This is a genomic window from Gracilibacillus massiliensis, from assembly GCF_001458115.1.
GTDB lineage: Bacteria > Bacillota > Bacilli > Bacillales > Amphibacillaceae > Gracilibacillus > Gracilibacillus massiliensis.
Genome location: NZ_CZRP01000011.1, coordinates 455622 through 470048, shown reverse-complemented (window position 1 = coordinate 470048; position 14427 = coordinate 455622). Strand labels below are relative to the sequence as shown.

The 14427-nt window shown below is 36.9% G+C and carries 13 protein-coding genes; 4 read left to right on the top strand and 9 right to left on the bottom strand.

All coding sequences use genetic code 11. The features are described from left to right. The first annotated feature begins 37 nt into the window (after positions 1–37). A complete protein-coding gene (locus tag BN3107_RS05810) occupies positions 38–679 on the top strand; it encodes a YigZ family protein (protein ID WP_058306676.1) in 642 nt (213 codons plus the stop codon). 117 nt (positions 680–796) lie between these two features. Here the strand turns inward: BN3107_RS05810 and BN3107_RS19790 are convergent, their stop codons facing one another. From BN3107_RS19790 to BN3107_RS05800, 3 genes are all read right to left on the bottom strand, one after another. Beyond that, positions 797–952 (bottom strand): hypothetical protein, encoded by a 156-nt coding sequence (locus tag BN3107_RS19790; protein ID WP_156416110.1) that lies wholly within the window; start codon positions 950–952, stop codon positions 797–799. Positions 953–1000: 48 nt separating this feature from the next. Further along, on the bottom strand, positions 1001–1507 hold the full coding sequence (locus BN3107_RS05805; protein ID WP_058306675.1) for a VanZ family protein: 507 nt from the start codon (positions 1505–1507) through the stop codon (positions 1001–1003). A gap of 207 nt (positions 1508–1714) precedes the next feature. Continuing rightward, positions 1715–2041, bottom strand: a complete 327-nt coding sequence (locus BN3107_RS05800) for a helix-turn-helix domain-containing protein (protein ID WP_058306674.1) — start codon at positions 2039–2041, stop codon at positions 1715–1717. A gap of 305 nt (positions 2042–2346) precedes the next feature. Between BN3107_RS05800 and BN3107_RS05795 the strand changes: the two genes are divergently transcribed. Both BN3107_RS05795 and BN3107_RS05790 read left to right on the top strand, forming a co-directional pair. Next, a complete protein-coding gene (locus tag BN3107_RS05795) occupies positions 2347–2928 on the top strand; it encodes a class D sortase (protein ID WP_058306673.1) in 582 nt (193 codons plus the stop codon). Between the two features lie 57 nt (positions 2929–2985). After that, the gene (locus tag BN3107_RS05790) at positions 2986–5013 is read left to right on the top strand and encodes a penicillin-binding transpeptidase domain-containing protein (protein ID WP_058306672.1); all 2028 of its coding nucleotides are present in this window, start codon (positions 2986–2988) and stop codon (positions 5011–5013) included. 185 nt (positions 5014–5198) lie between these two features. On the opposite strand, the gene BN3107_RS05785 is transcribed toward BN3107_RS05790, so the two are convergent. The 4 genes from BN3107_RS05785 to BN3107_RS05770 all read right to left on the bottom strand — a co-directional run bounded on the left by BN3107_RS05785 (position 5199) and on the right by BN3107_RS05770 (position 8501). Continuing rightward, entirely contained in the window at positions 5199–6122 is a 924-nt protein-coding gene (locus BN3107_RS05785) for a nuclease-related domain-containing protein (protein ID WP_058306671.1), read from the bottom strand. A 64-nt stretch (positions 6123–6186) separates the two neighbouring features. Next, complete coding sequence (locus BN3107_RS05780; RefSeq protein ID WP_058306670.1) at positions 6187–7182, bottom strand: Gfo/Idh/MocA family protein; 996 nt, start codon at positions 7180–7182, stop codon at positions 6187–6189. A gap of 15 nt (positions 7183–7197) precedes the next feature. Next, positions 7198–7971, bottom strand: a complete 774-nt coding sequence (locus tag BN3107_RS05775; RefSeq protein ID WP_058306669.1) for an SDR family oxidoreductase — start codon at positions 7969–7971, stop codon at positions 7198–7200. Between the two features lie 95 nt (positions 7972–8066). Beyond that, positions 8067–8501 (bottom strand): IDEAL domain-containing protein, encoded by a 435-nt coding sequence (locus BN3107_RS05770; RefSeq protein ID WP_231735270.1) that lies wholly within the window; start codon positions 8499–8501, stop codon positions 8067–8069. A 227-nt stretch (positions 8502–8728) separates the two neighbouring features. On the opposite strand from BN3107_RS05770, the gene BN3107_RS05765 reads away from it, so the two are divergent. Further along, positions 8729–9769, top strand: a complete 1041-nt coding sequence (locus tag BN3107_RS05765; RefSeq protein ID WP_058306667.1) for an FUSC family protein — start codon at positions 8729–8731, stop codon at positions 9767–9769. 352 nt (positions 9770–10121) lie between these two features. On the opposite strand, the gene BN3107_RS05760 is transcribed toward BN3107_RS05765, so the two are convergent. Both BN3107_RS05760 and BN3107_RS05755 read right to left on the bottom strand, forming a co-directional pair. After that, positions 10122–11855, bottom strand: coding sequence for a methyl-accepting chemotaxis protein (locus tag BN3107_RS05760; protein ID WP_058306666.1), 1734 nt, complete (start codon positions 11853–11855; stop codon positions 10122–10124). Positions 11856–12659: 804 nt separating this feature from the next. Next, entirely contained in the window at positions 12660–14390 is a 1731-nt protein-coding gene (locus tag BN3107_RS05755; protein ID WP_231735259.1) for a methyl-accepting chemotaxis protein, read from the bottom strand. Positions 14391–14427: the final 37 nt, after the last annotated feature.

Genomic DNA, 14427 nt, shown 5'->3' with positions numbered 1-14427 from the left:
AATACAAATTTAATCCCGAATTGGAGGAAATTTATTTATGCTGGACCAGTACTTTACAGTAAAAATAGAAGGAACAGATCAACAAATCATTCAAAAATCACGTTTCATTGGTTATGTAAAAAGAGTGACTTCAGAAGAAGAAGCACAAGATTTCATTCAATCCATTAAAAAGAAACATGCGGATGCCAATCATAATTGCTCTGCCTATATGATTGGTGAACATGATCAAATTCAAAAAGCGAACGATGACGGTGAACCCAGTGGTACAGCAGGAGTTCCTATCTTGGAAGTATTAAAAAAAAGAGAATTAAAAGACACAGTAGTCGTTATAACCCGGTATTTTGGTGGAACAAAGCTCGGTGCCGGAGGATTAATTCGTGCTTATTCAAGCACAACGACGTTAGCAATTAATACCACAGGAGTTGTCGAAAGAAAACGAATGCGAACGTTTTATATTAAGGTCGACTATACACTGCTTGGCAAAATCGAAAATGAATTACGTCAATCTACTTATTTGTTAGAAAATATCGAATATTTAGATGTTGTGACGATACATGTGCGAGTTCTAATAGGTGAGGAAAACTTTTTTATCGATTGGATAACCGATTTAACTAGTGGTAATGCTGATATAACAGAAGGTGAAGATTCTTACATCGAACTAGATGTTTCTGCTCACTAAACTATTTCCCAGGAAATATAGCAACTGGAATATGCGAGACTTCTAGTAAAATCTCTTATACTCCAGTTGTTTAGCAGTCTATTAAGTGAGACTTCAATCAGTGGGAGTTAGGTCCGTTTACCGTGATAAATTCTCATGAAAAGGTGATACTTTCGCTTGTTTAATTTCATTTGTTAATTTTTTTATAAAATCTTGTGAGTTATCGATTTGTTTTCTCTCCGTTTGATCTAACATCTTTTGAAGAATTGATCGATATACGTCTTGCTCCGTCAACTATCTCAGCCCCTTTTGCCTTACTTATATTAAAATATGAAGTTGCCTCTATTTTCGTAACTTGTTAGACTTATTATTTTTTATTCGAAAGATGATTAGCATCAACAAGACAGCTAATAGTGCGCCAAAACCATCTAAGAGAACATCCCCTATGTATGGTGTGCGATTAGGTGTCCAACTTTGGTGCCATTCATCAAATATAGCGTACAGTAAAGTTGCAAAAAAAGCAAAAAAACTTAAAAATTTGCGATTGCTATACTTGCTTGTTTGCTGAAATGCAAGATAAAACAAGATACACAATACCATAAAAACCCCAACATGAGCACCCTTACGAATAAAGAATTCTATCAAGCCATTCACACCTAATTGATCGATACTTACTTCGGATTGATTATACGTGAAGGAGATCGTTTGTAAGTATGGTTCTAAAAAAGATAGATCAATATAATCTGATAAGAAAGGTTTTATATCCTGTTCTTGGTAGGGCTGGTCTGATGAATAATAGATTAAAGCCATCCATAGAATTGGGAGTATCCAATATACTAATTTCTTCATTTAACCTTAAAACTCCTCTTTTTTCTTGTTTTTTTTCAATTTATGACTCTTCATTTTCTATTAGTAAAGTGCGTTACTAACAACCTATTATGACATGATTGTTCCTACTAAGCTATCGTCGGTTATATAACATATATTTTAAAAGACACAAAAATAGCCAGCTACTTCTCTTCCAGTTGCTGACTATGTGATCTATGTTTTAGGCTACTATTGTTTTTGTTTCCATTTATTAAATTCCAGAAATTCTTTAAATTCTTGTTTGGATACACCAGAGTTCATGGCATCTTCTGCGAGTCGTAACCATTCATCATCTAATTGTTCCTTAATTTCTTCATCAGATTGAGACATTAATAATTCATTTACAGATACGCCTAACACCTTCCCGATCTTTTCCATAAATTGAATAGAAGGATTCGATTGAATTCCACGTTCAATGGAACTTAAATACGATTTAGCAACCCCTGCTTGTTCCGCAACTTCCGATAATGACATACGCTTTCTTTTTCTTAATTCTTGAATCTTAGGCCCAATCACAACAATTCACCTTCTTTCTTATTAACGAGTTTTCATTATATCATATTATATTATTTCGTTCTATATAAAGTTACGACTTTTTGTCGAATTATGCAAGTGCTTATGACGATTTTGTGTTAAATATCGTTAAAATTAGACTAAAGTCCTAATGTTTCATTCGTTAAAACGTCATAACTACTCTTTAGAGTCGATAACTATTTTTTCTATACTAATTTAACCAAAAATCTTTGTTCTCAAACACGTGCATTTTTGCTACATTATTAGTATAATATGGATAATACATATTAAAGAGGTGTTAAACAATTATGAAAAAAGTAGCTCTACTTTTTATCCTTGCTGGATTTGTATTACTTGGAATTGGTGGCTATCAATATTTCAAAATTCAGGCTGCCGAGAAACAAGCAATGACCGAAGCAACAACACTGCTTGAGCAATCATCAAAAGAAACGAACGAGGCTAAAAAAGTATCACCTGAGGAATTCTTCCCTGAGATCGGTGATGCCGTTGGGATATTGGAAATACCTACCCTTGATGCAGAACTTCCAATTGTCGAAGGGACAGATCCTGATGATTTAGAAAAAGGTGTTGGACACTACCGTGGTTCTGCCTATCCTGAGCAAAATGACCAAATTGTTTTATCAGGACATCGTGATACCGTGTTTCGCAGCTTAGGCGAAGTTGAAATTGGTGATACCTTTACTGTTAAACTTCCATATGGAGAGTTTGAATATGAAATGGTTGATTCCAAGATAGTAGACGCCGACGATACGACTATTATCAAATCAACAGCACCGGATGAAGAATTGGTTATTACAACATGTTACCCATTTTCATATGTTGGAAATGCACCAGATAGATATATTATATATGCAAAACCAATTAATTAAGCGTATTGATCTTTACAATACGCTTTTTTCACACTTACATAAGGGGGAGCCAAACTTATGAAACGAATTATTCTTTTACTTTTGGCTAGTATAGCGGTGATGCTAACCGCCTGCCAAGAGGACGAGGAACAAGTCATGCCAGAAGATCGTTTGCAAGAATATGTCGATTATTGGAACGAACAAGATTTTGACAGTATGTATGAGATGGTAGAAGAAGCAGAAAAGGAAACGTTCGATCGTTATCCGAAAATCTATGGAGATATTGAAGTTAGCGAATTAGCTGTTGACTTTGAAATACCAGAGACAGGTGAAGACGAGGAAGAAGTAGACATCGAGGAAATCGAACAACAAACATTTCCGCTTCAAGTCAGTATGGAAACAGTAGCAGGTCCTATTTCTTTTGAAACAGAGATTGAAATGGTAAAAACGATCGAAACGGTAGAAGAGGAAGAACAAATTGATTGGCTAGTCAATTGGCATCAAGGACTGATTTTTCCTGAATTAGAAGATGGCGGAGAGGTTGGTATGTCCACTATTTCACCTTCTCGCGGTCAAATATATGATCGAAATCGACGCGGTCTGGCAGTTAATGAAAGCGTCTATGAATTCGGGGTGGAGCCTCAACTATTTACAGAAGGACAAGAAGAAGAGGAAAAAGAAGCAATTGCGGAAGTATTAAATATTTCGGTGGATGATATTGACTCGGCGATGAATGCTGGTTGGGTAGAGCCTCACCTTTTTGTCCCATTAAAAGTCGTTCCAAGCTTGAATGGTGATCTTGAAGAGGCATTAGCATCATTAGCACCACTAAAATATCAAACCCCAACAGGCAGAATTTATCCTTTAGGGGAAGCTGCAGCACATCTTGTTGGATATATTGCACCGATCACTGCTGAAAAATTAGAAGAAGTCGACAGTGAGATCTATTCTGAAAGTGATATGATCGGTTACCGTGGCTTGGAAGAATTATTTGAAGAAGAGTTACGTGGTGAAGAAGGTGTTGAAATTTATATCGAGAAAGAAAATCAAGACCCGATCACCTTGGCTGAAAAAGAAGTAAAAAATGGTGACAATATCAATCTAACAATTGATGCCAGTGTACAAGAGAGTATTTTTCATTCACTTGGCGATGACGCGGGGGTAGCGTCAGCGATAGACCCTACTACTGGTGAAACACTAGCATTAGTTAGCAGTCCTTCTTTTGACCCAAATGCATTTGTTTACGGGCTTAGCGGTGATCAATGGAACGAATGGCAAGAGGATCCGAAAAATCCTTTATTAAATCGCTTTACAGCAACTTTTGCTCCTGGATCTGCTTTTAAACCAATTACAAGTGCGATCGGAGTAGAAAATGGGAGTATCGATCCGAATGAAGGACTTACAATCAACGGACTAACCTGGCAAAAAGAAGGCTGGGGAGATTACTCAGTGCGTCGTGTATCAGAATCTAGCGGTCCAGTCGATTTAAAAGACGCACTTGTCCGTTCAGATAATATTTATTTTGCCCAACAAGCATTAGAAATGGGAGAAGAAAGCTTTATAGAAGGTCTAAAGCAGTTTGGACTTGGCGAGGAATTCTCGTTCACTTATCCGATTGAAGATAGTTCGATTTCATCAGATGGCTCATTGAGCAGTGAAGTGTTATTAGCAGATACAAGCTATGGTCAAGGTCAGATTGAAATGAGCGCCTTACAGTTAGCCACAAGCTATTCCGTTTTCTTAAATAATGGAAATCTTGTACAGCCCACCCTCTTATTAGATGAAGAAAAAGGGCAAAGCTGGAAAGAAGGTTTATTATCTGAAGAAAACTCCAACATTATTCAAGATGCATTGCGTGGTGTTGTAACAGATGGAACCGGAAGTGGCGCGAATGTTGATGGCCTAGGTGTTTCAGGTAAAACGGGCACAGCTGAACTGAAACAAACGCTCGAAGAAGAAGGTGCAGCAGAAAATGGCTGGTTTGTCGGTTATCCAGAAGATAGCAGTATCATCATCTCGATGATGGTTGAAAATATCGAAGACAAAAGTAACGGAAGTGGTTACGTCGCCGAAAAAGTAGGCAACGTCTTATCTGAAATAAAATAGCGAAAGAGCTAGCCTAGTGCTAGCTCTTTTCTATTATATCGGGCACTTTATGCGACAATTCGGGCACTTTTTTTATTTTTCCGGGCACTTTCGTGAGGAATCCGGGCACTTTTTCACATTATTCGGGCAATATTTTAGCTAATTCGGGCACTTTATAAAAATGGAGCTAAATCACAATGTTTATACTACGATCCTTTTGTCTCCCCTACTCGAACAAGTGGAGCTCTTTGCAATATCTTTTTGATTACTTCTGCTGATGATATTTGAAGGAATTCCCTTGCGATCTTATTCGTTATCTTATTATCCGTCAGTAATGCTTGTTCATATAAAGCTTCCAGATGTGCAGTAGCATTTCTTTCTCCACAGTGAGGACATTGCCAGCGCATTCTTATTCTCGTCATAGCATATTGATGACAATTTGGGCAACGAACTCCTTTAATGATATCTTCCCAAGGAATTGCATACTTATCGAGAATCGGATAGTATGCTTCTCTGTGCTGATTAGTTAAAAAAGATGAGATCTCATTATTTTTAGAGTGTGAAATTTTTGCTGGATGATTCGAATTGATTTTTTCTAAAAAGGATGGAATAGCTTGTGCAGTTAAAATACGCTTTCGTTCGGGGTAATCGTGGAGTTGCAGTTCTGCATTGCGATTGACAAATACAGCTGCTGTATAGGTTGGTAGTTGCTCTATATTATGCTCTAGGAAAAAGTTACGCAAATGCATGTATTGTCGTTCTACTTGAAATAAAGGATCAGGAAAAATATCTTTAGTACTTCCTTTTTGACGAATTAATTGACGGGAATAAGGATCAAAATAGATAGTGCCGGTGATGTTTTTTACTTCCAGAAGTATGCGGAATCCTAATCCGAGGATAAGGCAATCGATTTGAAAAGGGGTATCATGTTCCATACGTAAACCCTTTAAAAAATGAAGTGAAGTTATTTGGGATTGACCGAGGTAATATTCGAGGTTTGTTTCTCCTGCTTGTCCTGAATCATAACGCCGATACCGATCAGATACCATTTGGTACAATGGATGTTGTTCTGGTAAGCGATGTAGCAACGCTTGATGCTTAGATAATTTTATTGATTTTTCTGGTAACATTATTCTCTCCCTTCCTACAAAATAACGCAGAAGGCACAGCAGAAACCTACTGTGCTCCTGAACATTAAAGTTTTACTACTTCTCCTTTTTTACTACTTTCGTAAACGGCATCTAAAACTTTCATTTGATTTTGCATAGCTGTTAAGTCATATGTTAACGGTTGATCATTTAGAATGGCGTTAGCAAAGTCTTCTGCCATTAAGGTATATTGATCTCCTGCTTCTTTTACTACTTCTGTTGTTCCGTCGTCTTTAGTTACAATAATTTCACCAGCCATATTTTCGTTCGTATCTGGACGGAAAGCGGATGTTACGTTAATACTTCCTTTTGAGCCGACCACTTCATAACTTTCACGTGGTGCACAATCAAAACTTGTATCAAACGATGTGACAATGCCATTATCAAAATTTAGTGTACCGGCCATCGTTGTATCTACTTTTAATTCTGGATGGTAATTTGCACTGGCATAAACACTCGCTGGCTCTTGATCTAAAATGTTGCGGATCACATGTAATGCATAACAGCCTACATCAAACATTGCCCCGCCACCTAATTCATTACTTAGACGAATATTGCTGCGATCTTCTAAATAAAAGGAGAAGCTTGCACGCATAAAGGCAACATCCCCAATCACACCTTCTTCGATTAATTCTTTTACTCTCTGATGTTGCGGATGGAATTGATACATAAATGCTTCCATGAAGACAACTTTATTCTTTTTACACGCGATAAGCATTTCATCTAATTCACTATTAGTAATAGCTACAGGTTTTTCACAGAGTACATGTTTTTTCTTGTTGGCAGCCTGAATCACCCATTCTTTATGCATCGCGTTCGGTAATGGAATATAAACGGCATCAATATTAGGATCATCTAACAGGCTATCATAACTATCATATGTCTTTGGAATTCCCAATTCTTTTGCCGCTTCCTCTGCCTTCTGCTCGTTTCTTGAGGCAATCGCTACAACTTCTCCATTATTGGATCGTTGAATCGCTGGTATTACTTGTGTTCTCCCAATTTGTGCTGTACTTAAAACTCCCCATCTTAACTTGGTCAATGTGATCTCTCCCTATCATAATGTTTTCATTGCGCCACCGTCTACGATTAAAGTTTGTCCGGTGATATATGTATTTGCTTCGGAACCTAAAAACAGAATTGCCTTGGCAAATTCATCTGGTTGACCAATTCGGCCGATTGGTACGTCTTCTCCTGCTTTTACTAAGCGTTCTTCTACCGATTCTGTCGATGCTTGTTGTTTAAAGATATCACGAATTCGATCTGTTTCCATTGTCCCTGGTCCAACCGAGTTAATCAGAATGTTATCTGAAGCAAGTTCTTGTGACAAACTTTTGGACAGACCGACAATTGCTGGTCGAAAGGTATTGGACAATAATAAGCCATCTAATGCTTGCTTCATCGAGCTAGAGGTAATATTGACAATTCGGCCAAATTGTTGTGCTCTCATGCCTGGTGTCACTACTCTAACCGTACGTATGATGTTCATCAGCAATAATTCAAACGCATGCTGCCAGTCATCGTCATTAAAATCATCAAATTTTCCTGCTGGAGGTCCACCTGAATTATTAATCAAAATGTCAATCGTTCCAATACGTGTGATCATTTCTTTAATGTCCTCAGCTTTCGTGAGGTCACAAACGATCGAGGAGACCTGATTGTTGCCGGATTCTTCAATTATTTCTTGTGCCGCCTCTTCTAATTGTTGTTTATTTCTGCTTGCTATGTAAACTTGTGCGCCTTCTTTGGCATAAGCCTTTGCACAAGCTTTGCCAAGACCTTTACTCGCTGCTGTGACAAGTACTTTTTTACCTTTTACACCTAAATCCATGTCACACCTCCTCTACTTCTATTTTACGAGGAATGCGATTACAATAGCAAGTAAAAATAAAAGTAGCAGATGCTTGTGCAACTACTACTTTAAGCTTACATTTCATTTAGTTTTGTTGTATATAATTGAAAACTGGCTAGATTTTTTTCATCTAGAGCACGGTCAATTAAACGCAATAAGTTACTTCTTTCTAATTCCATGATAACATGATCAATATTATCTGTTTTTTCTTCTGATTCTGTCATAATGATATATGGACTTAAAATAGTGGTTAGGTGTTGTTGGAAATCCTTCACCTTCATTAAATCAGCTAATGTAATCCGGTTGTATTGTTTTCCTTTTTGAAAAACAAAAACCGATTCTTGATTTTCGATTGTCTGCGTCTTGCGATTAATTCGGATTTCTCGTGCCTCAAGTGGTACAAAATGATATACTTCATCATCCATCAATAAAGAAAAATATTGATATGCTAACACCACTCGAATATATTTATCTTCTTCCTTCACGTAATAAGGTTTTAACATCTTCACAGAAAGCAAGATCAACACCTCCTTAAAAATTCACAACGCATATTACAACTTGAAACTATACCTCTTATTCTACATCATATGCAGTAAATAAGAAAGCGTTTACAAGTATTTTACAGAAAGTTTTTTTAGATTGCAAAAGATACGTTTTACTTTTTCAGATTGACATGGAAACAGATATCTAGATGATGTATACTATGAAATAGATTGTTTGAAGGAGTATGTCTGTAATGAAACTATCCAAGTTACGTTATCGCCTTTTTGGCAGAAGAGTGATCAAAACGGCTTTAGCGGTATTTTTAACGTCATTAATATGTGAGTGGATCGGCTGGCCTCCAGTATTTGCAGTGATTACAGCAATTGTCACGATTGAACCAACAGTAGCGGCCTCGATTAAAAAAGGTATTGTACGATTCCCAGCATCAGCGATTGGTTCGGCATATGCGGTATTTTTCATTTTTTTATTTGGTGATTCTCCGATTACCTATACGTTAGCAGCCTTATTCACGATTATAACGTGTTATCGTTTAGGTTTGCACGCAGGATTACTTGTGGCAACATTAACTTCTGTTGCCATGATTGAAGTCATTCATACCAATTTCTTTTACTCTTTCTTTATACGACTAGGAACAACAACCATAGGTTTGCTTGTCTCGACACTTGTTAATATGTTTATTTTACCACCGAATTACACAAAAAAAATCATGACAAATATCAATGATTTATTAAAACAAACCGGTGAAGAATTAGAAATTATTTTAAAACAAGTGATCGGAAAAGGTGAACTAACAAGTAAGAAAACAGAAATCGACCGCCGCTTTTCCACGTTAAAAAATACGTTGGATCAAACTGATAAATTATTACATTTTCAATCCGATGAATCGAAATATCATCGTTTGGATGCTCGTACCAAAAGTGTTTTTGAATATGAACAGAAAAATTTGACCCGATTACGCCTGATTCATTATCATATTGGCAATTTAATCAATATGCCGATTCAACAAGTCTGTTGGTCGAAGCAAGAATGTGATGATATTGTACAGATGGTAGAGACATTGGTTGATTTCATGAAATATCCAGACCATTATAAAGCCAGTGCTTACCGCCAACAAGTGAAAAAGTTAATGAATCAATTTTGGGAAAGCAAAAAACCAAACGAGGATGCCAATCATACATTATTTACCCCTGAGGTCATTATCCTTTATGAACTATTGTCTATCTATAATATTGTCAATGATATTTTAATCAGTGAAAAAGATTTTGATAAATGACGTAAACGTAATATAAGTAAATTGAGAAGTATTTGCTTATATTTTCTTCACGGGAATTGCGGCGCTGTTGACGGGAATCATGGTTCGCTAGACGGGAATTATGCTTTTTTCCCGTGAAGCCGAAGACAATTCCAGTGAAGAAAAAGTGAATTCCCGTGAAGAGCGGATGAAATCCCGTTAAGCGCGTGTAGTTTCCCGTGAAGAGGAAATAACTCTTTCCTCTTAAACAAAAACATACATTACTAGATCTAGTTTTGAGTAAAATACATATAAAAATCCAAACAATCGAAATTATTCGATCGTTTGGATTTTCTATTTACAATATACTTCTGCTCTAGACTCGTTTTTTTCGTTATAGTTTAAATTGTCTTACCAATCCATTTAATTCTTCTGCTAATTTTGCAAGTTCGTCTGAGTTTGAAGATACTTCTTCCATAGAGCTGCTTGCTTGTTGGGCGGAAGCAGATGTTTGTTCGACTCCTGCAGCTGATTCTTCTGAGATCGATGCGATTTCTTCAACGGAACTATTAATTTCTTCACTGCTTGCGGTCATTTCCGTCAGATTACCGGTTACCGTTCGAATGCTTGTAACCATATCGTTGACAGCATGGTTAATCTGTTCAAACGTTTCTCCTGTTTTCTCTATTTGAGTTGTTCCTTCTTCAACTTCTCCATAACCCACTTCTAATGATTGTGAAACATTTGAAGACTCGTCCTGAATAGTAGTGACAATTCCAGTAATATCTGTAACAGAGCTTGCTACTTGCTCGGCTAATTTACGTACTTCATCCGCTACTACTGCGAAACCTTTCCCATGTTCTCCTGCTCTTGCTGATTCAATTGCTGCATTTAATGCTAGCAGGTTCGTTTGTTCGGCGATATCTTTAATTACTGCTACTAGTTTTGACACTTCCTTTGTCTGGCCATCAAGACCACGTACTTTCTCCACCGCTTCCTTAACAATTCGATTCACTCGATTCATTTGAGTTACAGATGAAGTCATCATTTCCTGTCCATCTTTTGTCATACCAAGTACGTTAGTTGAGGCACCTTCGATTTTCTCACCGTTTTCATTTGCTTCTCTTACTTTTTGAGAAAAATCACTCATTTTTGATGCGACATCTCCGGCATGATTCGCTTGTGTTTCTGTACCAGAAGCTAGCTCTTGCATCGTAGTAGCGATCTGCTCGGTGCCGGATTTCACTTCATTTGCGGATTGATTCATTTCTTCACTTTGTGCACTGACTGTTTCAGATACATTCGAGATACGTTCGATAATTTGTCGTAAGTTAGCACTCATCGTATTCATTGAGCTTGCTAGTTGTCCTATTTCATCTTTGCTGTGATAGTTGAGCTCTTCTACTTGTAAATCGCCACCTGAAATTTGATTACTGACAGCTACAACTTTGTTTAAATTTCTGGAAACCAAACGATTGACCATGGTAATTAAAAGAATGCTGATCACGATCGAAATAGCGATTCCAATAAGTAATGAAGTTAAAGCAATCGTTTGACTCGTTTGAGCATTTCTTGCCGCTAAAGCTCTGTCTTCATTTACTAACGATGTCAGTTGGTCCAGATTTTCTACTGCCTCGAGCTGTATGGCATTAGCATCTTCTGCAGTACTTAGAGCAATTTCTTCCTCTCCTTGTCTCATATACCCTATCACTTCATTAAATTTACGATTTAATTGATCATCTAATGTTTCAATTTGCTCAAATAATGCTTTTTCTGTATCTGTATTCATCCTTGGTTGTAATTCTGCTTCTAAAGCATCATACAATTCACTTCTTGTTGTATATTCTTCTTCCACTTCTGTCGTAGGATCATCCATATATTGATAGACTCGAATACTTTTAGCGCGAATAAGTGAACCCATTTCGGTAACATCTACAGCTCGATCTCCTCGTCTTTCCATTGATTCGATTTCGGTTTGGATGTTTTGCAACAGGAATCCCACAACAACCGCTGAAATAATAAATAATACAAGTACAATTGATAATATAAATGCGTATTTAGAACCAATCTTTAAATTACTAAAACTTAATTTTTTCCGTTTCGATTTATCTTTTAGCTTTTTCAACATCATCCCCCCTAATTTCAGTATCGTTGTCACCGTATGTATAATGACTAAAAAGCTAATTACGTAAATCTATTTTATCACGAAAACGTATACATTACTATAACTTTATGTAGTTCTTTTTACCTTACAATGATCCTTTTGTATCAACATACAGATCATCTTGCATAGTCCTGTATTTAGGTGAGATTCTGTAATATATAGAAAGAGGACAATACGATAGCAATTTTGAAAAAGGGTATGTGCGAGGTAACCGCTTCGGCTTGCCCACATCCCTTTCCGTGGGGTTTTCCATTCAGCTAACTTTTCCAAGCAAAAACCGCATGGAAAAGTGGATCTTCATGAAAAACTATCCCACAGGAGTGGAAGTGGCCGCCTCCGCTGAATAACTCTACAAATATTGCAAATGTTAGCATTTTGGATTGTTAGATATATGAACATTTTTGTTAATTATGATAAGTAATCAAAAGACAGATTCATAGGCGATATGAAATAACGCCAACATGATTATTTTTGCTTGAGTTGCAGAATACAATAAAGCGCAGGCGTCGGCTTCCACTCCTGCGGGAAGTTTTTATCCGAAGACCCACTTTTTAAGCGCACTTTGCTTAAAAAGTTAGCTGAGGAGAAACAAACGCAGAAAGGGAATCCGACAAGCCGGAGCGGTTGTAACGCAGTTCTAAAGTGTCATAATTACCATTAAAGTTATATCGTATAATCCTACTTTTGTTCACTATTTTAAATATGATTTGATATAATATTACTTCTTAAAAATAAAGATCCCACATCAATTGATATGGGATTTTTTGCTTATATTTTAAATTGTCTTACTAAGCCGTTTAATTCCTCTGCTAATTTGGCTAGTTCATCTGAGTTTGAAGAAACTTCCTCCATTGAACTGCTCGCTTGTTGGGCCGAAGCTGATGTTTGTTCTACACCTGCAGCAGATTCCTCAGAAATCGATGCAATTTCTTCTACAGAACCATTAATTTCTTCACTACTTGTCGTCATTTCCGTAAGATTTGTTGTAACTGTCTGAATACTTACGACCATATCATTGACAGCATCATTAATTTTTTCAAACGTCTCTCCTGTTTTTCCGATTTGTTCAGAACCCGCTTCTACTTCACCATATCCTTCTTCAAGTGATTGTGAAACATTGGAGGATTCGTTTTGAATATTCGATACAATGCCTGTGATATCAGTAACAGAGCTACCTACTTGCTCTGCCAATTTTCGAACTTCATCGGCTACTACTGCAAAACCTTTACCATGTTCCCCAGCTCTTGCAGATTCGATTGCAGCATTTAATGCTAGCAGGTTCGTTTGCTCTGCAATATCTTTAATAACTGCGACGAGTTTTGATATTTCTTTAGTTTGGCCATCTAACCCTCTAACTTTTTCAACTGCATCTTTTACAATCGAATTCACACGACCCATTTGAGTAACAGAAGATTCCATCATTTCACGTCCATCTGCCGTCATACCCAGTACATTCGTCGAGGCCTTTTCGATTTTATCGCCATTTTCATTTGCTTCACGTACTTTTTGAGAAAAATCACTCATCTTGGAAGCAACATCTCCAGCATGATTAGCCTGTGTTTCTGTACCGGAAGCTAATTCTTGCATAGTAGACGCAATTTGTTCTGTACCAGTCTTCACTTCGTTAGATGACTGGTTTAACTCTTCACTTTGAGCACTAACGGTATCAGAAACAGTAGAGACTTGCTCAATAATGTTGCGTAAATTTGCACTCATCGTGTTCATCGAGTTTGCTAATTGACCTATCTCATCATTTCCTTTGTAATCTATCGATTGTACTTTTAGATTACCATCCGCAATTTGATTACTTACTTCCACGACTTGTGTTAAGTTTTTAGCGATCATACGGTTAACGATTGTTATTAAAATAATACTTATAATTATTGAGATGATGATTGCAATGATTAATGCAAATAATGCTCGTGTTTGACTATCTGTTGCTGAATCAGAGGCAATATCTCGTTGTTCATTCACTAATGTTTTTAATTTATCTAATTGTTCAACAGTTTGCGATTGAGCATTGATAGCTGATCCTGCTACATGTGCGGCATTATTCATATCTCCTTGACTGACAAAACTAACAACCTCACTAAAACGTAGGTTGAATTGTTCATCCAGTTCGGAAATAATTGAAAATAGTGATTTTTCTTCTTCTGTATTCATTTTCGGTTCTAGTTCTTCTTTTAATGCATCAAATAATTCTCTTCTTTCATTAAATTCATTTACTACGTCTGATGATGGATCATCCATATACTGATAGACTCGAATACTTTTTGCTCGAATTAGTGAGCCCATTTCGGTTACGTCTGCTGCCCTATCCGCTCTACGATCCATCGCGTCGATCTCCGTCTGGACACTTTGCAAAAAGAAACCTACTATTAATGTTGAAATAGCAAACAACCCTAATACTATTCCGAGAATCAACCCATACTTAGACCCAATCTTAACATTGCCAAACTGAAGATTTTTCAGTTTAAATTTCGAAAAAAAACTCTTCACACCTTTTCCCCCTACAATTATGTAATTTCTGGTTGCC

Coding starts and splice junctions, on each gene's coding strand:
- BN3107_RS05810 (WP_058306676.1), top strand. CDS start 38: ATGCTGGACCAGTACTTTACAGTAAAAATAGAAGGAACAGATCAACAA.
- BN3107_RS05805 (WP_058306675.1), bottom strand. CDS start 1,507: ATGAAGAAATTAGTATATTGGATACTCCCAATTCTATGGATGGCTTTA.
- BN3107_RS05795 (WP_058306673.1), top strand. CDS start 2,347: ATGAAAAAAGTAGCTCTACTTTTTATCCTTGCTGGATTTGTATTACTT.
- BN3107_RS05790 (WP_058306672.1), top strand. CDS start 2,986: ATGAAACGAATTATTCTTTTACTTTTGGCTAGTATAGCGGTGATGCTA.
- BN3107_RS05785 (WP_058306671.1), bottom strand. CDS start 6,122: ATGTTACCAGAAAAATCAATAAAATTATCTAAGCATCAAGCGTTGCTA.
- BN3107_RS05775 (WP_058306669.1), bottom strand. CDS start 7,971: ATGGATTTAGGTGTAAAAGGTAAAAAAGTACTTGTCACAGCAGCGAGT.
- BN3107_RS05765 (WP_058306667.1), top strand. CDS start 8,729: ATGAAACTATCCAAGTTACGTTATCGCCTTTTTGGCAGAAGAGTGATC.
- BN3107_RS05760 (WP_058306666.1), bottom strand. CDS start 11,855: ATGTTGAAAAAGCTAAAAGATAAATCGAAACGGAAAAAATTAAGTTTT.